The 19,846-nt window shown below is 72.4% G+C and carries 19 protein-coding genes; 10 read left to right on the top strand and 9 right to left on the bottom strand.

Annotated features, from left to right (window positions below; genetic code table 11):
• The first annotated feature begins 12 nt into the window (after window positions 1-12).
• Together ABZ857_RS11805 and ABZ857_RS11800 are read left to right on the top strand one after the other, a co-directional pair.
• Window positions 13-1,044 (top strand): endonuclease/exonuclease/phosphatase family protein, encoded by a 1,032-nt coding sequence (locus tag ABZ857_RS11805; RefSeq protein WP_357041459.1) that lies wholly within the window; start codon window positions 13-15, stop codon window positions 1,042-1,044.
• A gap of 19 nt (window positions 1,045-1,063) precedes the next feature.
• On the top strand, window positions 1,064-1,222 hold the full coding sequence (locus ABZ857_RS11800; RefSeq protein WP_357041456.1) for a hypothetical protein: 159 nt from the start codon (window positions 1,064-1,066) through the stop codon (window positions 1,220-1,222).
• A gap of 7 nt (window positions 1,223-1,229) precedes the next feature.
• On the opposite strand, the gene ABZ857_RS11795 is transcribed toward ABZ857_RS11800, so the two are convergent.
• Window positions 1,230-1,778, bottom strand: coding sequence for a DUF1349 domain-containing protein (locus ABZ857_RS11795; RefSeq protein WP_357041453.1), 549 nt, complete (start codon window positions 1,776-1,778; stop codon window positions 1,230-1,232).
• A 356-nt stretch (window positions 1,779-2,134) separates the two neighbouring features.
• On the opposite strand from ABZ857_RS11795, the gene ABZ857_RS11790 reads away from it, so the two are divergent.
• The 3 genes from ABZ857_RS11790 (at window position 2,135) to ABZ857_RS11780 (ending at window position 4,337) form a co-directional block, all read left to right on the top strand.
• Complete coding sequence (locus tag ABZ857_RS11790) at window positions 2,135-2,734, top strand: hypothetical protein (protein WP_357041450.1); 600 nt, start codon at window positions 2,135-2,137, stop codon at window positions 2,732-2,734.
• A gap of 62 nt (window positions 2,735-2,796) precedes the next feature.
• Window positions 2,797-3,117, top strand: coding sequence for a co-chaperone GroES (locus ABZ857_RS11785; protein ID WP_357041447.1), 321 nt, complete (start codon window positions 2,797-2,799; stop codon window positions 3,115-3,117).
• 47 nt (window positions 3,118-3,164) lie between these two features.
• On the top strand, window positions 3,165-4,337 hold the full coding sequence (locus ABZ857_RS11780) for a M20 family metallopeptidase (RefSeq protein ID WP_357041445.1): 1,173 nt from the start codon (window positions 3,165-3,167) through the stop codon (window positions 4,335-4,337).
• A gap of 3 nt (window positions 4,338-4,340) precedes the next feature.
• Here the strand turns inward: ABZ857_RS11780 and ABZ857_RS11775 are convergent, their stop codons facing one another.
• From ABZ857_RS11775 to ABZ857_RS11755, 5 genes are all read right to left on the bottom strand, one after another.
• Window positions 4,341-4,763 carry a TIGR02611 family protein gene (locus ABZ857_RS11775; RefSeq protein ID WP_357041442.1) on the bottom strand — a complete coding sequence of 141 codons (423 nt, stop codon included), beginning with the start codon at window positions 4,761-4,763 and terminating at the stop codon, window positions 4,341-4,343.
• A 63-nt stretch (window positions 4,764-4,826) separates the two neighbouring features.
• Complete coding sequence (locus ABZ857_RS11770) at window positions 4,827-6,005, bottom strand: acetate kinase (protein ID WP_357041439.1); 1,179 nt, start codon at window positions 6,003-6,005, stop codon at window positions 4,827-4,829.
• Window positions 6,006-6,148: 143 nt separating this feature from the next.
• On the bottom strand, window positions 6,149-8,206 hold the full coding sequence (pta, locus tag ABZ857_RS11765; protein WP_357041436.1) for a phosphate acetyltransferase: 2,058 nt from the start codon (window positions 8,204-8,206) through the stop codon (window positions 6,149-6,151).
• Window positions 8,207-8,390: 184 nt separating this feature from the next.
• Window positions 8,391-9,170: a phosphotransferase gene (locus tag ABZ857_RS11760; RefSeq protein ID WP_357041433.1), complete on the bottom strand. Its 780-nt coding sequence runs from the start codon at window positions 9,168-9,170 to the stop codon at window positions 8,391-8,393.
• A gap of 140 nt (window positions 9,171-9,310) precedes the next feature.
• Window positions 9,311-12,070, bottom strand: coding sequence for a cellulose binding domain-containing protein (locus ABZ857_RS11755; protein ID WP_357041431.1), 2,760 nt, complete (start codon window positions 12,068-12,070; stop codon window positions 9,311-9,313).
• Window positions 12,071-12,272: 202 nt separating this feature from the next.
• On the opposite strand from ABZ857_RS11755, the gene ABZ857_RS11750 reads away from it, so the two are divergent.
• Window positions 12,273-13,100 (top strand): patatin-like phospholipase family protein, encoded by an 828-nt coding sequence (locus tag ABZ857_RS11750; protein ID WP_357041428.1) that lies wholly within the window; start codon window positions 12,273-12,275, stop codon window positions 13,098-13,100.
• A 247-nt stretch (window positions 13,101-13,347) separates the two neighbouring features.
• Here the strand turns inward: ABZ857_RS11750 and ABZ857_RS11745 are convergent, their stop codons facing one another.
• Window positions 13,348-13,545, bottom strand: a complete 198-nt coding sequence (locus ABZ857_RS11745; RefSeq protein WP_142556417.1) for a DUF2795 domain-containing protein — start codon at window positions 13,543-13,545, stop codon at window positions 13,348-13,350.
• A gap of 190 nt (window positions 13,546-13,735) precedes the next feature.
• Here ABZ857_RS11745 and ABZ857_RS11740 point away from each other — a divergent pair, with 190 nt between their 5' ends.
• Both ABZ857_RS11740 and ABZ857_RS11735 read left to right on the top strand, forming a co-directional pair.
• Window positions 13,736-15,409 (top strand): sodium:solute symporter family protein, encoded by a 1,674-nt coding sequence (locus ABZ857_RS11740; protein WP_357041424.1) that lies wholly within the window; start codon window positions 13,736-13,738, stop codon window positions 15,407-15,409.
• Window positions 15,410-15,418: 9 nt separating this feature from the next.
• Window positions 15,419-15,658: a hypothetical protein gene (locus ABZ857_RS11735; protein WP_357041421.1), complete on the top strand. Its 240-nt coding sequence runs from the start codon at window positions 15,419-15,421 to the stop codon at window positions 15,656-15,658.
• Window positions 15,659-15,706: 48 nt separating this feature from the next.
• On the opposite strand, the gene ABZ857_RS11730 is transcribed toward ABZ857_RS11735, so the two are convergent.
• Window positions 15,707-16,351, bottom strand: coding sequence for a TetR family transcriptional regulator (locus ABZ857_RS11730; protein ID WP_357041418.1), 645 nt, complete (start codon window positions 16,349-16,351; stop codon window positions 15,707-15,709).
• 81 nt (window positions 16,352-16,432) lie between these two features.
• Here ABZ857_RS11730 and ABZ857_RS11725 point away from each other — a divergent pair, with 81 nt between their 5' ends.
• Together ABZ857_RS11725 and ABZ857_RS11720 are read left to right on the top strand one after the other, a co-directional pair.
• The gene (locus ABZ857_RS11725; protein WP_357041415.1) at window positions 16,433-17,314 is read left to right on the top strand and encodes a hypothetical protein; all 882 of its coding nucleotides are present in this window, start codon (window positions 16,433-16,435) and stop codon (window positions 17,312-17,314) included.
• A complete protein-coding gene (locus tag ABZ857_RS11720) occupies window positions 17,311-18,642 on the top strand; it encodes an isoprenylcysteine carboxylmethyltransferase family protein (RefSeq protein WP_357041412.1) in 1,332 nt (443 codons plus the stop codon). Before ABZ857_RS11725 ends, ABZ857_RS11720 begins: the two co-directional genes overlap by 4 nt.
• A gap of 26 nt (window positions 18,643-18,668) precedes the next feature.
• Here ABZ857_RS11720 and ABZ857_RS11715 read toward each other — a convergent pair whose 3' ends face one another.
• A complete protein-coding gene (locus ABZ857_RS11715; protein WP_357041408.1) occupies window positions 18,669-19,685 on the bottom strand; it encodes a substrate-binding domain-containing protein in 1,017 nt (338 codons plus the stop codon).
• Window positions 19,686-19,846: the final 161 nt, after the last annotated feature.

Below are 19,846 nucleotides of genomic sequence, written 5' to 3'. Positions count from 1 at the left end.
GGAGTTCCGAGGATGGCGAGACTGACAGCCGGTTGGGTGGGCCGCCCGGGGATCTGGCGCGGCCTGCTCGCGTGGCTCGCGGTCGCGCCGTTCGCCGTGTGGGCCCTGCTGCGGCTGACTCCCGGCGACGTCCACTTCCGGTGGGTGCAACTGGTCGCGTTCACGCCGTACGTCGCCGTCGCCTCGGTCGTCGCGCCGCTGGTCGCGCTGCTCGTGCGGCGCCGGGCGGCCCTGGTCGCGGGCCTGGCGGTCACCGCGACGCTGGCGGCCTGCGTGCTGCCCCGCGCCCTGCCCGACCCGTTCCCGCACGGCTCGGCCGGCGCGGGTGTCCGGGCGGCCGGCGCGGCCGGTCCGGCCCTCCGGGTCCTGTCGGCCAACCTGCTCTACGGTTCCGTCCCTCCCGCCGCGCTGGTGGACCTCGTACGGCGGCTGCGCCCCGACGTCCTGACGCTGCAGGAACTGACCCCGGAGGCCTCGGCGGGCCTGCGTGCGGCGGGCCTGACCGCGCTCCTGCCGTACGCGGACGACCGGGCGCAGGCGGGCTCGGGCGGCTCCGGGCTCTTCACCCGGTTCCCGCTCCGGCCGGAGGAGGTCACGGCCTTCGACGGCCGCCGGCAGGCGGCGGGCATCGTGGAGGTCCCCGGCGCCGGGCCCGTCGCCGTCGTGTCCGTGCATCCGTGCGCCCCGCGCTACTCGTCCCACTTCAGATGCTGGTCGAGGTCGCTCGCCTCGCTGCCCGGCCCCGGCGGGCCCGTACGCATCCTGTCCGGGGACTTCAACGCGACGCTCGACCACGCCAGTGTCCGGCGCCTGCTCGACGCGGGCTACCGGGACGCGGCCGACGCCACCGGCAACGGCCTGGCCGGGACCTGGCCGTACCGGCGGTGGGACTTCAGGGGCCTGCCGGTGCCGCCCGTCACGATCGACCACGTCCTGGTGGACCCGCGCGTCGCGGTCCGGGCGTTCGGCGTCCACCGGCTGCCGGCGACCGACCACCGGGCGATCTTCGCCGAACTGGTCCTGCCTGCCGCGCCCCGCGCCTAGCCCGATCGAGGGCGGCCGGGTGAGGCCGCCGGCATCAGGAGATCCGTGCCTGCGCGGGCGGGAGGCGGGCACGGCGCTGCTCGCCCCCATGCGCGCGATGGGAATGTGGGCCGTGCGTTACGGGGACGCCGTGATCGACGCCCAGGACCGGTTCGAGGCGCGGGGACGGGCGCAGTAGCGCCGCACTACGTCAGCGACACGCGGCTGAAGCGGGTCTCGAAGCCCTTGCCCGCCGGGGCGGCGCACATGACCCCGGCGAGGGCCGGCGCCTGCGGCGGGAAGTAGGCCAGGCGCAGCATGTGCTCCGGCTCCGCGCCGTTCACGCCGCACCGGACGGTGACGGCGTCGCCGGCCCGTTCGAAGTCGAACGTCGCGGAGACGAGGCCGTCGGGCGCGGGCGTGACGGACCAGTCGGAGAAGCCTCGGGTGACGACGACGCTGAGCTGGTGGCGGCCGTCGACGAACTCGACCCCCGCCTTGATCCAGTTCTCCTCGTCGATCCGCAGCACGGCCCCGGCCTGGTCGTACTGCTCCGCGTAGTCGGCGTCGAACGTCACGGTCAGCCGGGCGTCCCCCGTCACCTGGCGGCCGAACATGTGCGCCGTGTCGTACGAATAGCCGTAGTGCGTCTTCTGCCACAGGTCGGTTCCGGCGCCGGCGACGGCCCGCAGGCCCTCCTCGGTCTGCGACCACTCTGCGGGCTCGTTGATCCATGCGAAGCCGTCGAAAGCCATACCGCCCCCTTGCCGTCGCTTTGACCGATCTTGCTATGAGAGCGGTTTCAGGACCGCCGAGTCAAGAACGATCTACCTGCAATTTAGATCAATTTGTCCGCTTTACTCCCTCTTTCCATATACTCGTGCCTCACATCACCTTTTGCCCCTGTAAATCCCGTACATCTCGCAACCGTCGTATCCCCGACCCCAGGGAACGCGCGGCCCGCTTCCGGAGCCTTCCGCCCCTCCTCTCCGAGGGCTGCTCCGCCATGCCCGGGCGCGCGTGCGGAGCCCGCCCGCCAGCCGGGACTCCTCGACGACGGGAGGCCCTGTTCCCCCGAGGGCCGCCCCGCGACCGAGACGAAAGGAACCTCATGCACAAGCGAGCCCGTCAGGTGATCACCATGGCAGTGGCCGGAACCACGCTCGTCGCCGGCGCGGCCACCGCCGCGAACGCCTCGGTGATCCCTCAGGCTCCCTCCTCCGCGCCCCTCCTCCGGACGGCGCCCGTCGCCTCCCCGGACGGCGCCCGCCCGATCCCGACAGACCTGGTCTCCCTGGGCGCGGCCTTCAACGCGGCCCTCCGCACGGCGTACGCGGACATGAAGGAGGCCGCCTCGCTGCCCTCCGGCGTCTCCACCGCCACGTCCTTCTGGGACGGCGAGACCGCGTCCGGCAGGCCGATGCGCTACCAGACCATCGCCAGCCCCTACTGGCCCCTCGGCACCAAGGTGCGGATCACTCACAAGGGGAAGAGCGCGATCGGCGTCGTCGAGGACTTCGGCCCGGCCGAGTGGGCCGTGGCCCAGCACGACATCCCGGCGATCGTCGACCTGTCCGAGAAGATGATGGCCGACCTGACGGGCGTCGCCTCCAACACCGTCCACGTACGGTTCCAGGTGCTGAAGTGGGGCAAGGGCGGCGTCTACCGCCGCTCCGGAACGGGCTACGACCTGGCCATGGGCCGCCGGTGAGCCCCCGCCGCCGGTGAACCTCCGATGACGGTGCCCGGGGCCGCTCCGCGTACACTGCGAGCGTGGCTGACCCGAAGTTCGAGATCCAGATGCTTCACGACCGCGTGATGGTCAAGGTTGAGCGGGAGCTTGAGGAACGGCGCAGCAGCGCGGGCATCGTCATCCCGGCCACGGTCAAGATGGCCAACCGGCTCGTCTGGGGCGAGGTGTGCGGCGCGGGCGCCAGCGTCAGGTCGGTGAAGACCGGCGACAAGGTGCTGTTCAACCCGGAGGACCAATACGAGGTGGAGGTCCAGGGCCAGCTCTATCTGGTGCTACGCGAGCGCGACCTGCACGCCGTGGCGACGCAGCAGACCGACCACGGCACCGGCCTCTACCTCTGACCTCCCCGACCTCGCGCTAACCCCCCGACCTCGCGCCAAGGTGGACCATGACCCTCCAGGATGACCTCGTCGAGCTTCGCCGCGCGCTGCACCGGGAGCCGGAGATCGGCCTCGACCTGCCCCGCACGCAGGAGAAGGTGCTCTCGGCGCTCGACGGCCTGCCCCTGGAGATCACCACGGGCGAGCGCCTGTCGTCGGTGACCGCCGTGCTGCGCGGCGGCCGTCCGGGCCCCGCCGTGCTGCTGCGCGCCGACATGGACGCGCTGCCGGTGCACGAGAAGACCGACGTGCCCTACCGGTCGCGCTTCGACGGCCGCATGCACGCATGCGGCCACGACCTGCACACGGCCATGCTGGTGGGAGCCGCCCGCCTGCTCAGCGAGCGGCGCGCCGACCTCGCCGGAGACGTGGTGCTGATGTTCCAGCCCGGCGAGGAGGGCCAGGAGGGCGCCCGGCTGATGATCGAGGAAGGCGTGCTCGACGCGGCCGGGGCGAGGCCCGTCGCCGCGTACGGCATGCACGTCTTCGCCACGACGATCCCGCGTGGGCTGTTCCTGACCAGGGGCGGGCCCGTGCTGGCGGCCTGCGACACGCTGACCGTGACCGTACGCGGCAGGGGCGGCCACGGGTCCTCCCCGCACCGCGCCCTCGACCCGATCCCCGCGGCCTGCGAGATCGTGACGGCCCTGCAGACCCACGTCACCCGCGGCTACGACGTGTTCGACCCGGTGGTGGTGACCGTCGGCAGCTTCCACGCCGGCACCACCGACAACGTGATCCCGGACGAGGCCGTCTTCGAGGCCACCGTGCGCACGTTCTCGTCCGGCTCGCGCGACCGCATCAGGGAGGGCCTGGTCCGGCTCGCCCGCGGCATCGGGGAGGCGCACGGCCTCACCGTCGACTGCGCGTTCGGCCTCGGCTATCCCGTGACGGTGAACGACGACGCCGAGGCGGAGTTCGCCGCCATGACCGTGCGGGAGGCCCTCGGCGAGGACCGCTACTTCCCGATGCCCACCCCGGCGACCGGCTCGGAGGACTTCTCGTACGTGCTGGAGCAGGTGCCGGGGGCGTTCCTCGTGGTCGGCGCGTGCCCGCCCGGCCGGGACCTCGCCACGGCCCCGGCCAACCACTCGGCGGAGGCGGAGTTCGACGACGCCATCCTGTCCGACGGCGCGACGCTGCTCGGCGAACTGGCGGTCCGCAGGCTGGCCCGCGCCTGACGGTCAGCCCAGGAGCTCGCGGGCCTTCTGGATCAGGTCGACGCCGAGGGTCAGCCGGACCGACACCCAGACGATGGCCCCCGCGCAGAGCAGGGTGAGCGCGCTCGCGACGATGCGGACGAACCAGTTCTGCCGCTTCAGCCAGTCGGTCGCCGCCCTGACCCTGTCCTTGGCGAACTCCAGCAGCCGGGACGCCCAGGGGAACTCCGTGGCCAGCACGGCGAGCCCGGCGAAGACCACCAGCCAGCCCGGGCCCGGGAAGGGCACCATGATCAGGCCGGTGACCACGAGGGCGGCGCCGATCACCCCGATGACGATCCGCAGCGTCAGCCGGCCCGCCGGAGTCGCGCGGACCCGGTCGAGCCAGCCCGGCGAATCGTCAGTCCCTTCCTGTCCACCCGTACGACTGTCCTCAGCCGTCGCCACGCGGCTCACCCCCATTCGCTGACCACCATAGCCACCGGACGACCGCGGCGACGATGGGCGGGTTCACGCGTCCCCGAGGCAGGCGGCGGTCTGCTCGGCGATCTCCAGCTCCTCGTTGGTGGGCACCACCAGCACCGTCACCTCGGCGCCCTCCGGGGAGATCACCCTGGCCTCCGCCGACTCGGCGGCGTTGCGATCGGGATCGACCTCGATGCCGAGCCGGGTGAGCCCGGTCGCCGCGAGCGCGCGGACGCGGGGGCTGTTCTCCCCCACGCCGCCGGTGAAGACCAGGGCGTCCACGTGGCCGAGCGCCGCGTAGTAGGCGCCGATGTAGGCCCGCACGCGGTAGCCGTAGACGTCGAGCGCGAGCCGGGCGTCCTCGTCGCCGGAGTCGGCCAGCCGCCAGACCTCCCGCATGTCGTTGGCGCCGCACATGCCGAGCAGGCCGCTCTCCTTGTTGAGCGCCGCGTCGACGCCGGCGAGGTCCATGCCGGCGACCCGGCCGAGATAGGCGCCGAGAGCGGGATCGACGTCCCCGGAGCGAGTGCCCATCACCAGCCCGGCGAGAGGGGTGATGCCCATCGAGGTGTCCACGCTGCGCCCGGCCCGCACCGCCGTCGCGCTCGCGCCGTTGCCGAGGTGCAGCACGATCGAGTTCACCTCGTCGTACGGCCGGCCGAGCAGCGCCGCCGCCCGGCGGGAGACGTACGCCGTGGAGGTGCCGTGGAAGCCGTAGCGGCGCACGCCGAGCTTGCGGGTCCACTCGCGGGGGACGGCGTAGGTGTGCGCGTGGGGCGGGATCGTGCCGTGGAAGGCGGTGTCGAAGACGGCGACGTGCGGCAGGCCGGGGAAGGCCCGCCGGGCGACCCGGATGCCCTCCAGATTGGCCGGGTTGTGCAGCGGCGCCAGCGGCGCGATCTCCTCGATGGCCCGCTCGACCGCGTCGTCGATCAGCACGGGCGTGACGAACCGGCTGCCGCCGTGGACGACCCGGTGGCCCACGGCGGTCACGCCGTCGAGCGGCGGCCCGTGCTCGGCGAAGGCCGCGAGCACCGCCTTCAGCCCCTCCTCGTGGTCGGCCACCCGGCGCTCGGTCCGTACGCCGTCGTGGGTGAGCACGCTCTCGTCCTCGCCGATGCGCTCGATCAGCCCGCCGGCCACCGCGCGGCGCGTCCCCATGTCGATGAGGCGGTACTTGATGGACGACGACCCCGTGTTGAGGACGAGGACCTGCCCGCTCACTGTGTCTCCTCCCGCGCCTGCGCGCTCACCGCGTCTCCCCCTCGCGCCTGCGCGCTCACTGTGCCTCCTGCCGCGCCTGCGCGCTCACTGTGCCTCCCGCCGCGCCTGCGCGCTCACTGTGCCTCCCCCTCGCGCCTGCGCGCTCACTGTGCCTCCCGCCGCGCCTGCGCCTGGATGGCCGTGATCGCGACGGTGTTGACGATGTCGCCCACGGTCGCGCCGCGGGACAGGTCGTTGACCGGCTTGCGCAGGCCCTGCAGGACCGGCCCGATCGCGACCGCGCCGGCGCTGCGCTGCACGGCCTTGTAGAGGTTGTTGCCCGTGTTGAGGTCGGGCACCACGAACACCGTCGCCCGCCCGGCCACCGGGCTGCCGGGCATCTTGGTCCGCGCCACGCTCGGCTCGGCCGCGGCGTCGTACTGGATCGGGCCCTCGACGGGCAGGTCCGGCCGCAGCTCGCGGACCCGCGCCGTGGCCTCGCGCACCTTGTCCACCTCGGGCCCGGCGCCGGACTCGCCGGTCGAGTACGACAGCATGGCCACGCGCGGCTCGACCCCGAACCTGGCGGCCGTGGCGGCCGACGAGATCGCGATGTCGGCGAGCTGCGCGGCCGTGGGGTCGGGGACCACGGCGCAGTCGCCGTACACGAGGACGCGGTCGGCCAGGCACATGAAGAACACGCTGGACACGACGCCGACGCCCGGCGAGGTCTTGATGACCTCGAACGAGGGCCTGATCGTGTGGGCCGTCGTGTGGGCGGCGCCGGAGACCATGCCGTCGGCCAGCCCGAGGTGGACCATCATGGTGCCGAAGTAGGACACGTCGGTGACGATGTCGCGGGCCTGCCCCAGGGTCACGCCCTTGTGCGCGCGCAGCCGGGCGTACTCCTCGGCGAACAACTCGCGCAGCTCGGGGTCGAACGGGCTGACCACGCGGGCGCCGTCGACGGCCAGGCCCATCGTGGCCGCCGCCAGCCGGATCTCCCGCTCGTCGCCCAGCAGGGTCAGCTCGGCGACGCCCCGGCGCAGCAGGCTGTCGGCGGCCCGCAGGATCCGCGGCTCGGCGCCCTCCGGCAGCACGATGTGCCTGCGGTCGGCGCGGGCGCGCTCCAGCAGGTCGTACTCGAACATGAGCGGGGTGATCGCGGCGGCCTTGGTGACCCGCAGGCTGCGCAGCAGCGCCCCGGTGTCGACGTGCTCGGCGAAGACCCCGAGCGCGGTGTCGATCTTGCCCTTGGCGTCCGGGCTGAACCGGCCCTCGGCCTTCGACAGCTTGGTCGCGGTCTCGAACGTGCCGCCACCGGTCGTGATCATCGGCAGCCGGATGTCCATGCCCTTCAGCAACCGGACGACCGCGTCGGGCAGCTCCAGCCCGCCGTTGAGGATGATCGCCGACAGGGCGGGGAACGTGGGGGCCTTGTGCGCGGCCAGCAGCCCCGGCACCAGCGCGGCGGCCCGGTCGGCGGGGACGACGACCGCCAGGCCCTCGGTGAGGCGCTCCAGGATGTTCGGCAGCGACATCGCGCCGATCATCAGCCCGCCCGTCTCCCGGCCGAGCTGGTCGGCGTCGCCCATGAACAGCTCGCCGTCGCAGGCGGTCATCAGGTCGCTGACCGTCGGCGCGGACAGCCGCCGCACCTCCGGCAGGACGTACGCGGGGACGCGGGCGGCGACCTCGTCCACCAGGCCGGGGGCGACCCGCGTGACGACCGTGGCCAGCTCGGTGGCGTGCCGCTCGGCCAGCTCCTTGCGCGACATCTCGACCGCCGCGGCGATCTCGTCGGGGGTGCGGTCGAGCCCGGTCACCACGTTCATCACCGGTGTGCCGAGGTTGGCGGCGAGCTCGGCGTTGAACACGAACTCGGTGGGCGCGCCCACGTCGGTGTAGTCGGTGCCGATCACCACGACCGCGTCGCACCGCCCGGCGAGCGCCCGGTAGCGGGCCAGGATCTCCCCCGCCGCGCGCTCCTCGTCGGCGTGCACCTCCTCGTAGGTGACGCCCGTGCACATGGCGTACGGCAGGCCGATCCCGAAGCGGCCGCGCGCGGTGTTGACCAGGCTGTCCTCACGGCCGGACCGGACGACCGGCCGGAACACGCCGACCGTGCCCACCTGGCGGGTCAGCAGCTCGATCATGCCGAGGGCGATCGTGCCCTTGTTGCTCCTCGCGTCGCCGGCCGCGACGTAAACCCCGATCGCCATCGCGCAGTCACCCCTGTCCAGGCGCGGCCCGACGGCCCGCCCAGGCAAGGCTATGCGAAGGGCCCCACGCGGATACCAGTCGGATGTCACATCAGTAGGGCCCTTTCGCACTGGTCGTGCGGTCCCACAGGCGCGGCGGAAAGTCGGCCCGCCGACCTGCCGTGAGAACCAGGGGCCCGTGTGTTCAGGCCGGAAGGCGGGCGAGGACGCCTTCCAGCCCGCTGCGCACCGTGTCCCGGTCGCCCGTGTCGAGGCCATAGGTGACCTCGTGCCACGGTCCGAGCCGGTGCCACAGCAGCGCCCGTTCGGTGAGCTCCGGCGCGGCGCCGTACTCCGCCGCCACGGCGCGGGCGAACGCGGGCGGGGCGCCGTGGAGCGCCCACGCCAGGTCGAGCGCCGGGTCGCCGACGTGCGCGTCGCCGAAGTCGATGACGCCGCTCACCGCGCCGTCCCGCGCCAGCACATGCTCGGGCCCGAGGTCGCCGTGGACCAGGGCGCCGGCAGGCAGCGCGGCCACGGCGTCCAGCAACGCCGAGGCGGCGCCGCGCCGGTCGTCCGGCAGGAGCGGCACCACGCGCGTGCGGAAGTCCTCCACCGTCGCCGCCCGCTCCCGCAGCGCTTCCCGCGCCGGCGGCGCACCCTGCCGTACGGCTTCCGCGGGATCGGTCGCGTGCAGGGCCCGCAGGAACGCGCCCAGCGTCCGGCCACTCACGGCGTCGAAGGTCTCGAGCGGGTCACCGGCGACCATCTCGTGCCGTACGACCAGCGGCTCCCGGTGGAGGACATGGGGAACCGGGACGGGCAACGGCAGCCGCGGCGCGAGCCACGGCATCAGGCGGGTCTCCATGAGCAGCCGCGCGGCCACCTCCGGCCGCCTGGGGCGGCGCTCCACCCACCGCCCCCGGGCCACCCGCGCCAGGCTGTCCCACCCGGTGCCGCCCCACTCATCCGTCAGTCCCGTCACCACTCCAATAGATCACCTTTGCCCCGTCGGGCCCCACCCCTTTTCCGGCAGGGCCCCCGGCCCTTCTCCCTTGGGAGAAGAACGGGCCGTACGGACGTGCCACTTCGGCGGCACGTCCGTACGGCCGTTGTGGTGCTATCTCACGACCCGGTGCAGGTCAGCGGCGACGGGACGGCGTTGGTGCCGTTCCAGCTCGCCTGGAACCCGAACGTGGTGGACGCCCCGGAGCCGACCGAGCCGTTGTAGCTCACGTTGGTGACCGTGACGTTCGCCCCGGACTGGCTGACCGTGCCGTTCCAGAGCTGGCTGATCGTCTGGCCGTTCGCGAAGGCCCACTTGACGCTCCAGCCGCTGATCGAGGTGCTGCCGGTGTTCTTCACCGTGACCTCGCCCTGGAAGCCGCCGGGCCACTGGTTGACCACCGTGTACGTCGCCGAGCACGCCTTGCCGCCCGACGGGCTCGCCGAGGGCGACGGACTCGGGGACGGGCTGGGCGAGGGCGACGGGCTGGCGGACGGCGACGGGCTCGGGGACGGCGACTTCGACGGCGAGGCCGACGGCGACGCGGACGGGGACGCGGACGGCGACGCGGACGGCGAGGCGGACGGCGACGGCGACGGGGAGGACCCGCCGTTGCGGTCGCCGTAGATGATGCCCCGGCCGTTGGTGCCCAGGTAGACCCGGCCGTAGATCCGCGGGTCGCCGGTGAGGGCCTCGCCCGCGTTGCCGTACTGGTGCTGGTCGTCGTTGATGCGCACCCAGCTCGCGCCGGTGTCGTCGGACCGGAACAGTCCCTGCACGCCGTCCACGGTGCCCATCAGGTAGAGGGCCTGGTACGTCTTGCCGGGCGCCGCCTTGCCGAAGCCGATGTTGATCGAGCTGCTGACGTTCGACAGCTTGGTGAACGAGGCGCCCGAGTCGGTGGAGTGCCACAGGCCGCCCTCGCCGGCGAGCCAGACGTCGCCCTCCTTGCCGGGCAGCGCCTTGAAGTGCACGCCGGTCGTGGGCAGCCCGGTCGCCGCGGTGGCGCCGAAGCTCGCGCCGCCGTTGGTGCTCACGTAGAACTTGCCGCCCGAGAAGGCGTAGAACTTCTGCGCGTTCACCCGGTCGGACTCGACGATCGCGTTGGCCGGGACGCCGCTGGAGGCGGTCCAGCTGTTGCCGTAGCCGACGGAGTAGACGACCTGCTGGCCGGAGTCGCCCGGCGCCCAGACGAAGCGGCTGCCGTCTGCCGCCGCGGCCACGGTGCCGCCGCTGTTGATCCCGCCCGGCTCGGTGCCCTGGAACCAGTTGGCCCCGCCGTCGGTGGAGAACGCCACGTGGCTGTCGTTCGGGCGGTCGGAGTCGGTGAAGTTGCCGGCCCGCACCATCACGCTCGGGTTGGCCTCGGCGTAGTCGAGCGAGGTCGTGGAGGTGAAGACGGGCTGGGTGAACATCATGGACGGCACGGCGTCGAGGTTGGTGTGCCGGAAGCCGCCGATGTCACCCAGCGCGCTGACCAGCGGGGCGCCGCTCGGCGGGCTGATCAGGTCGAGTACGGCGGTCTCCTCCAGGCCCTTCACCATCGGCTTGATCGTGAACTGGCCGCCCGAGTCCCACTTCGTGAGGTCGGTGGTGCCGTAGATCGTCGCGCCGGTGCCGTACATCATCCGGTCGGAGTTGAACGGGTCGATCTCCACCGACTCGTTCATCCAGCCGAGCTTGGGCGTGACCTCGGGCGGCTGGGGGTTGGTGCCGAAGGTCAGCCACGGAGCGGCCGAGATGTCCATCTTGTAGCGGAAGCTGCGGTTCGGGTAGGACGTCCAGTCCCAGATGCGGGTCCAGGTCGCGCCGCTGTCGGTGCTCCTGAAGAAGATCGCGTCGGGCCACCAGGAGACCTGCGTGGCGACCATGATGGTGCCGGGGTGCTGGCGGTCGATGGTCAGGCCGCTGTAGCCGAAGTAGTCGTCGGAGCTGCTGGACGGGATCGGGCTGATCTGGGTCCAGGTGCCGGTGGCGGTGGCGTAGCGCCACACGTCGCCCTTGGCGCCGTCGTACGGGCCGCCGGTGTCGCTGGTGGCGATGTAGAGGTAGCCGTTGGCCGTGTCGAGCACGCCCTTGTGGGCGATGTAGCCGGTCGGCTGCCCGGCGACGCGCTCCCAGGAGGTGCCGCCGTTGGTGGTGCGGTAGACGGTGTTGTCCTTGTCGGCCACGCCCACGTAGATGGTCTGGGTGGCGCTGCCCGACGTGCCGGTCCGCTTGTCGAAGGTCACCCAGACGACGCCCTGGATGTCACCCTGGTAGTCGTCGGTGCCCGCGCGGTAGTTGCCGACGTTGGGGAAGTTCGTCACCTTCGACCAGGTAGCGCCGGAGTCGGTGCTCCGCCACAGGCCGTTGCCGCTGGGCGCGCCGAAGTAGAGGATGCTGTTCTTGTTCGGGTCCACCGCGAGGCGCTCGCCCATGCCGCGGCCCGGCATGTTGCCGCCCAGCTTGAACGGCAGCGGGCTCACCTGCCAGGTGTCGCCCTTGTTCGACGAGCGCAGGATCGCGCCGTTGTTGGGGTCCCAGCTATTGGTGTACATGCCGACGGCGGCGTACACCTTGTTGGCGTCCACCGGGTCGGGGGCGATGCTGGCGACGCCGTTGTAGCCCCAGTTGGACTGCCCGACCCAGTCGAGCAGCGGGGTCCACGTCTGGGAGGACTGGCTCCAGCGGTACGCGCCGCCGATGTCGGTACGCGCGTAGATCAGGTCCTTCTGGGCGGGGCTGAAGACGATCCCGGGGACGAAGCCGCCGCCGAGGATCTGCACGTTCTTGAACGTGTACGGGTCGGCCGCGACGGCCGACACGGGGCTCATTCTGATCACGGCCGTGACCAGCGCCACGGCGGCGACCACGAGCATGGTTGCGAATCTTCGCATGGACGGTTTTCCCTCCGAGCACGGACAACCGGCCATGCACGACCAGGTGGGGACCCTGACCGTCCTTCTCCAACGTGCATGGAAATCTGAAGGGAAGATTCACACACCGGCGGAAGCGCCGTCAATAGTTTGGCGTCCAGACAAATCGCAACCGGTTTCACCACGGCCCGGGCACGCGCTCCCGTGGAACATAATTCTGGACATGACTACTGCTCTCGTGCTCGGCGGCGGCGGAGTCGCCGGCATCGCCTGGGAGGCGGGGATCGTCACCGGCCTGCGCCGTCTCGGCGTGGACCTGGGGACGGCGGACCGGATCATCGGCACCTCGGCCGGGTCGGTCGTCGGCACGCTGGTGGCCACCGGCGCCGACCTGGAGGAGGCGATCGCCCACCAGGCCGAGGTGGACACCGGCCCGCCCCCGGCCATCGACCACATGAACGAGGTCATGCAGGCGTTCGCCATCATGTTCGACCCGAACATCGACCGGCGGGAGGCCCGGCGCAGGGTCGGTCAGATGGCCCTGGCGGCCAGGGTCGACCACTACGCCGAGCGGCTCGCGGCGGTCGGCGAACGGCTGCCGGTGAAGGAGTGGCCCGAGCGCGAGCTGCTGATCACCAGCGTGGACGCGGCCACCGGCGAGTTCGTCGTGTGGGACCGGTCCTCAGGCGCGCCGCTGGTGCTCGCCGTCGCGTCGAGCTGCGCCGTGCCGATGGTCTTCCCGCCCGTGGAGATCAACGGCCGCAGGTACGTGGACGGCGGGGTCCGCTCGGCGACCAACGCCGACCTCGCGGAGGGCGCCCGCGCGCTCGTGGTGCTCGAACCGCTCGGCAACCTGACCCCCCGGGCCGTCCTGGAGGCCGAGATGGCGAAGGCGGGCGCGGCCGCGTCGTACGTCGTCCACCCCGACACGGCGTCGGTCGCGGTGTTCGGCGAGAACGTCCTCGACCCGGCCCTGTGGGGACCGGCCTTCGCGGCGGGGATCGACCAGGCCGCCGCCCTCGCCGAGCCGATCGCCGCCGTCTGGTCCTGACCGTCGCCTCTGCCCGCCGTACGGCCGGCGGCGGAAAGCGCGGTCACGGCGGCCGGGCGGAGACGCGAAGACGCGGCGCGAGCGGGAGCGCGGAGGCGACAAGGCGGCACAAGCGGGCGGCCGGCGCGGGAACCCTCCCGCGCCGGCCGCCCGAAGCCGTGACCGGCCTCTCACCCGGCCTCTTACTCACCCGGCCTCTTTGTCGCGTGCCTCTTTGTCGCGTGCCTCTTTGTCGCGTGCCTCTTTGTCACCGGGCCTCGGTGACCGCCTTGCTGACCGCGTTGGGGCCGTCGTACTGCCGGTCCGGGATGCGTTCCAGCGCGTCGATGACGTTGTCGTCCGCGCCCTGGTCGCGGGCCGTGCGGATCAGGTCCGACTTGCCGGCCGGGTAGTCCACGCCCTTCAGGTGCTTCTGCAGCTGGATCGGGTTCGGTGCGTCGGCCATGGCGTGCCTCCCCTTCGTCGGTGTTCTCCTGCTCTCCCTCGCCTACCCGGTTACTCCCCCGTCACTCGGGACTCCGCCGCAGGCGTCCCCGGACGCGGCTTTGCGGAGCGCTCACCTGCGGTTTTGTCACGATTGGGTATACGGAAGCCAAGTTTGTGAAAGGAGAAGACGTGCGGGTAGCTGGCGTTGCGTGCCTGATGCCCAACTGCTGGCCGCACAGGATCTGCGGCTCGACGTCAACGTTCTGGACTACGTGATCCTCGCCCTGTACTTCCTCGTCGTACTGGGAATCGGCTTCGCCGCCAAACGGGCCGTACGGACGAGTCTGGACTTCTTCCTCTCGGGCCGCGCACTCCCCGCCTGGATCACCGGCCTGGCCTTCATGTCCGCCAACCTCGGCGCCACCGAGGTCCTCGGCATGGCGGCGAACGGCGCACAGTACGGCGCGATGACCCTGCACTACTACTGGATCGGCGCGGTCCCCGCCATGGTGTTCCTCGGCATCGTGATGATGCCGTTCTACTACCGGTCCAAGGTGCACAGCGTCCCGGAGTTCATGCGCCGCCGTTTCAACGGCGCGACCCAGCTGCTCAACGCCGGAACCTTCGCCGTCGCGCAGATCCTCATCGCCGGGATCAACCTGTACGCGCTGGCGCTCATCATGGACGCCCTGCTCGGCTGGCCGCTGTGGCTGTCCATCATCGTGTCGGCCGCGATCGTGCTGGCGTACATCACCCTCGGCGGCCTGTCCTCGGCGATCTACAACGAGGTCATGCAGTTCTTCGTGATCGTCGCCGGGCTCGTGCCGGTGGTGATCATCGGCCTGACCCGGGTCGGCGGCTTCTCCGGTCTCGGCGAGAAGGTCAAGCAGAGCGTGCTCGGCGAGGGCGGGCTGCACACCTGGGCGCACACCGCCGGCACCGGCAACCCGCTCCAGGCCAACTGGATCGGCCTGGTCTTCGGCCTCGGCTTCGTGCTGTCCTTCGGCTACTGGACCACGAACTTCGCCGAGGTGCAGCGCGCGCTGTCGGCCCGCAACACCAACGCGGCCCGGCTGACCCCGATCGTCGCGGCCTACCCGAAGCTCGTGATCCCGGTCGTCACCGTGATCCCCGGCCTCGTCGCGCTCGTGCTCTTCAACAACCTCGGCAAGGACGGCGGGCCGACGTACAACGAGGCGATCCCGCTGCTCATGAACGAGTTCCTGCCCAACGGCGTGCTCGGCGTCGCGGTGACCGGCCTGCTCGCGTCGTTCATGGCCGGCATGGCCGCCAACATCAGCGGCTTCAACACGGTCTTCACCCAGGACATCTGGAAGGCGCACATCAACGGCGACCACCCCGACGAGTGGTACGTGCGGCTCGGCCGGATCGCGACCGTGGTCGGCGTCCTGGCCGGAATCGGCACCGCGTTCATCGCGGCCGGGTTCGGCAACATCATGAACTACCTGCAGTCGCTGTTCTCGTTCTTCAACGCCCCGCTGTTCGCGACGTTCATCATCGGCCTGTTCTGGCGGCGGATGACCGCCTGGGCGGGCTTCTGGGGCCTGCTCAGCGGCACGGTGTGCGCCTTCGCCTCGTACATCCTCTACAAGGCGGGCGTGTTCGACTTCGGCACGGAGCTGAACGCGAGCTTCTGGGGCGCCGGCATCGCCTTCGTGGTCGACGCGGTCGTCTCCGTCGTGGTCACGCTCGCCACCACCCCCAAGCCGGAGAGCGAGCTGCGCGGGCTCGTCTACGGCCTGAGCGACGCGTCCGTCGCCGACGACGCACTGGCGGGAGACGCCGCCTGGTACCGCTCCCCCATGATCCTCGGCGCCGGGGCGGTGGTCCTCGCCGCGGCGTTCTACCTGCCCTTCCTGTAGGAGGTTCGCATGGCCGCCCCGCATCGGCTCTTCGACATCCGCCGCGTGATCGGTGGTCTGTTCCTGGTGTACGGACTGATCCTCACGGTCACCGGGCTGTTCGACAGCGCCCAGGAGATCCAGAAGGCGGAGGGGATCCGCATCAACCTGTGGACGGGCGTCGCGATGCTCGTCGTCGGCGGCGCGTTCCTGCTCTGGGAGCGCCTGCGCCCGTCCGACGCCCCCGCCGCCTCCGACGAAGAGGAGTGAACCCGCTCTCCCCGGCCGTGGTCGCACCCCGGTGCGGCCGCGGCCCTCTCATTCCGGCGATTCGGTGGAGGCCGGGCGGCGGCGCCGGGGCATCCGCAGGGTGAGCAGCCGGGCGCGCGGCGCCACCCGCGCCGCGAGGCCGAACAACGCCTCCGTCCGCGTACGGTCCGCGTCGAGGTGCGTGAACAGGTTGACCCCCAGGTAGAAGGTGATCGCGGCGTACGCCACGTCGCGCGGGGGCAGGAGCCGGGCCAGCGGCGAGCCGCCGATCACCCGATCGAGCGTCTGCTCCACGAAGTCGATCCAGGGGTCGGCCCGTTTGACGATCTCCGCCCGTAGCTCGGGGCGGGCGATGCTGGCGCCGACCAGCTCGGAGAAGAGCGTGATGTGCCCGCCCTCCATGTCGGCCCGGTAGACCCGGGTGGCGGCCTCCACCAGCTCCTCCAGCGTCGTGGCCCCCGCGACGGTCTCCCGGTGGGCCCGCATGCGTTCTTCCGACGAGCGGTCGAGGGCGGCCAGCAGCAGCGGGTCGACCCCGCCGAAGTGGTAGAAGACGAGCGCCGAGTTGACGCCCGCCGCCTTCGCGATCGTCCGGGCGCTCGTGCCCGCGTACCCCTGGGTCTTCAACGTCTCCGCGGCCGCCTCGATGAGCCGGTCGCGCGTCTCCGCGCCCGAGTCCCGCCGTGTCGTCAACCCGCCCTCCCTTGACAAAGCCCTCGATCCTCATCATACGGTTTAATCGCTCGATTAAACCGTTCGCTCAAGGAGCGCCGTATGGAGACGGAAAACCGAGAGCGGCCCCGGCTCGTCCTGGTCGTGGTGCTGGCCGCGCTGTTCGCCGCCTACCTGCTCTACGTGGTGCTCCACGCGGGCCGCCTGGAGCAGACCTCGCTGTTCTACGTGGGCATCCCGGCGGCCATCGCGATCACCGTGGCGATCACGGCGCGGCCGAAGAGCGCCACCGGGGTCGCCATGGCCACGATCACGATCGGGCTCGCGCTGGCCGGGCCGCTGCTCGGCGAGGGCGTCGTCTGCCTGCTGATGTCGGCCCCGCTCTTCTACCTGGTCGGCTTCGTGGTCGGGAACGCCGTCGACTACGTACGCCGTCACAACCGGCACGCCGTGGCGATCGTCGCCCCGCTGCTCCTGGTCGCCGTGCTCGAAGGCGTCACCCCGCTCACCTCCCTGCCGCGCGGCGAGGAGGTCACCGGGGTCGCCACGGCGGCGCGGGACGTCGACATCGAGGCCGCCCTGGCCCGCCCGCCCGCCTTCGGCCCGCTCACGTCGCCGTTGCTGCGGCTCGGCTTCCCCCGGCCGCTCGGCTCCGAGGGGCACGGCCTCGCCGTCGGGGACACCCGGACGATCACGTTCACGCCCCGGCGGTCCCTCGGGATCAACGCCCCGCTCGAGCCGCGCGCCATGACGCTGCGGGTCTCCGAGCGCGCCCCCGGCCGGGTGGTCTTCCGGGTGGAGCGCGACACCACGCTCGCCCGGTGGATGGACCTGCGCGAGGCCGAGTTCCGCTGGCGGGGACGGCGCCTGGAGGTGACCTTCCGCTACCGGCGCACCTTCGACCCGGGCTGGTACTTCGGGCCGCTCCAGCGGTACGCCGCGACGCAGGCGGCCGGCTACCTCGCCGCGACCTTCACCTCGTGATCGCGGACATCGTGTCCACCGGCCCTGTCACGGCGGATTCCGCGATCGGGCTCCTGCGCGGCGCGGCCCTGTTCGGCCCGCTCGCCGCCGTCCTGGTCGCCGCGGCCGTACGCCGGCCGTCCGAGCGCGCGATCGCCGCGATGATCCTCGCGACGGCCTGGAACCTGCTCACCCTCGCCCTGGTCAACGCGACAGCCGTACGGGCCGGTTGGTGGTCGTTCTCGGCGCGGGGCGCGGTGGTGGAGGGCGTCCCGGTGGACCTGCTGCTCGGCTGGGCGCTGCTGTGGGGGGCGCTGCCCGCGCACGCGTCCCGCCGCCTCCCGCTCCCGCTGACCGTCCTCGCGCTCGCCTGGCTGGACCTCGCGTTCATGCCCCTGGCCCGCCCGCTCGTCCGGCTGGGCGGCGACTGGCTGTACGGCGAGGCGCTCGCGGTGGCGCTCTGCCTGGTGCCCGGCCTGCTGCTCGCCCGCTGGACCGTCCGCCGCGTCTTCGTGGCCGGGCGGGCGGTGCTGCAGGCGGTGCTCGCGGGCGGGCTCATGCTCGGCCTGCCGGTCGTGCTCACGGGGGTGTGGCGTCAGCCCGGCTGGCTCGCCGGCCTCGGCGTCCAGGTGCTGGCCGCGCCGCTGACGCTCGGTCTGGCGGCCGTCCGGGAGTTCGCGGCGGCGGGCGGCACGCCGTTGCCGTACGACGCGCCGCGCCGCCTCGTCACCAGCGGTCCGTACGCGTACGTGCGCAATCCGATGCAGGTGTCGATGACGGCGAGCTACCTGCTTCTGGGCGTACTGGACGTCCGCTTCCTCGCGGCGGCGGGCATGACCGCCGCGTACGGCGCCGGGCTCGCGGCCTGGCACGAGAGCGAGCAGCTCACCGGCCGCTTCGGCGGCGCGTGGGCCGCCTACCGGTCCGCCGTGCGAGCCTGGCTGCCCCGCCTGCGGCCCTCCCCGGCCATGACGGAGGCGGTCGTCCACGTGTCGGCGACGTGCGGGCAGTGCGCGCCCGTCGGCAAGTGGATCCTGCGCCATGCCCCGGTCGCCCTACAGGTGCGCCCGGCGGAGGAACATCCCCGGGGCCTGCGCCGGATGACGTACGAGCGCGCGGACGGGCTGCGGGCCGAGGGGGTGGCCGCCCTCGCCCACGCCGCCTCCCACCTCCATCTCGGCTGGGCGCTCGCCGGGTGGGTCCTGCTGCTGCCCGGCCTGGGCTGGTTCGCGCAACTGTGCGCCGACGCCTTCGGGGCCGGGCCGCGGAGCGTGCCGTCCTGGCCCGCAGAACCGGGGACGGGCCAGGACGGCCGGACGCTCACAGAGCCAGCGGACGCGGCCGGTTGACCATGTGTCAGTGTGGTCGCGCGGTGTCAGTGTGGTCGCGCGCCCCGTCCGCGGGCGGTCCCGGGGGCGGGGGCCTCGTGAGCCGTGGCCTTCGTGACCACGGCGGGCGGGACCAGCACCGCCGGAATCGAAACCGTCGTCCCGTTGGACACGACGGCCGTGCCGTACACGGTCCTGCCGCCCGCGACCTCGACCACCAGCCTGGCGGCGGCCGACGCTTCGGCCGCGACGTCGGTGCTGACGGTGGCGGCCCGCGTGCCGGCCCTGAGACGCTCCGGCGCGGCGGGCCGCCCGCCGTGCGCGACGAGCGGCACCCCGGCCATTCCCGCCCTCGCCATCTCGGCCGCGGCGGCCTCCGCCACCGCTTCGCTCGCGCAGCACACGCCCGCCACCTTCGCGGCCCCGCCGAGCGCGGCGACGGCCGCCGCCACCTCGCGCACGGCCTCGTCGGGCCGCGCCAGGTCCCGTTCCCAGCCGATCGTCACCCGGCCGTCGAGCACGGCGTGCAGGCCCCGCTTCACCCTCGCGGCGTACGGGTCCCCGGCGGGACCGTTGAGGAGCAGCACCGGCCCCGCGATCTTCATGGCACCGAGCAGGGCCAGCGCCTGCTCCCGCCCGACGCGCGCGGGATCCGTCGCCACGTAGGCGTCCACCGGCCCGTTCGCCAGCCGGTCGTACGCGACGACCTTCGCTCCGGACAGCTTGGCCCTGGCCACCCAGGGGGCGGCGGCCTCGGGATCCACCGCGTCGAGAACCAGCACCCGCACGCCGTCGGCCAGCATCCGGCCGATCTGCCGCCCCTGCCTGGCCCGGTCGCCCGCGGCGTTCGCGTACTGGACGTGGCAGCGCGGGCACAGGGACTCCAGGGCCCGCGTGAACAGAGGCCGGTCGGGCCCCTCACCGGGGAGCAACAGGCCGACGGTGAAGCCTTCCCGCACGTCGCCGACCGCTCCGAGTTCCGCTCCCGGCTGCCGCCCGCCCTGCCCGCAGGCGGGAAGGGACATCAGGAGAAGCACGCAGACGCCCGCCAGTCGTCTCCCCACGGGGCACCCCCGATTCGTTGCGGAGCCACGTTTCGCAGAGCCGTCTTGTGGAGCGATGTCGCCTCAAAAGTCACATACCCGGACATACGCCACATAACTCCCAGCTCGGGAGTCACACCCCAACCGCGGACGATCATCGCCAGGGTGATCGGGTGGGGATT

The sequence above is a fragment of the Microbispora sp. NPDC046933 genome (assembly GCF_040644635.1).
GTDB lineage: Bacteria > Actinomycetota > Actinomycetes > Streptosporangiales > Streptosporangiaceae > Microbispora.
The sequence above is the reverse complement of the archived record's forward strand: the minus strand, read 5'-3'. Positions and strand labels throughout refer to the sequence as shown.

Coding starts and splice junctions, on each gene's coding strand:
- ABZ857_RS11750 (WP_357041428.1), top strand. CDS start 12,273: ATGACTACTGCTCTCGTGCTCGGCGGCGGCGGAGTCGCCGGCATCGCC.
- ABZ857_RS11805 (WP_357041459.1), top strand. CDS start 13: ATGGCGAGACTGACAGCCGGTTGGGTGGGCCGCCCGGGGATCTGGCGC.
- ABZ857_RS11755 (WP_357041431.1), bottom strand. CDS start 12,070: ATGCGAAGATTCGCAACCATGCTCGTGGTCGCCGCCGTGGCGCTGGTC.
- ABZ857_RS11725 (WP_357041415.1), top strand. CDS start 16,433: ATGGAGACGGAAAACCGAGAGCGGCCCCGGCTCGTCCTGGTCGTGGTG.
- ABZ857_RS11780 (WP_357041445.1), top strand. CDS start 3,165: ATGACCCTCCAGGATGACCTCGTCGAGCTTCGCCGCGCGCTGCACCGG.
- ABZ857_RS11795 (WP_357041453.1), bottom strand. CDS start 1,778: ATGGCTTTCGACGGCTTCGCATGGATCAACGAGCCCGCAGAGTGGTCG.
- ABZ857_RS11745 (WP_142556417.1), bottom strand. CDS start 13,545: ATGGCCGACGCACCGAACCCGATCCAGCTGCAGAAGCACCTGAAGGGC.
- ABZ857_RS11735 (WP_357041421.1), top strand. CDS start 15,419: ATGGCCGCCCCGCATCGGCTCTTCGACATCCGCCGCGTGATCGGTGGT.
- pta (WP_357041436.1), bottom strand. CDS start 8,206: ATGGCGATCGGGGTTTACGTCGCGGCCGGCGACGCGAGGAGCAACAAG.
- ABZ857_RS11790 (WP_357041450.1), top strand. CDS start 2,135: ATGCACAAGCGAGCCCGTCAGGTGATCACCATGGCAGTGGCCGGAACC.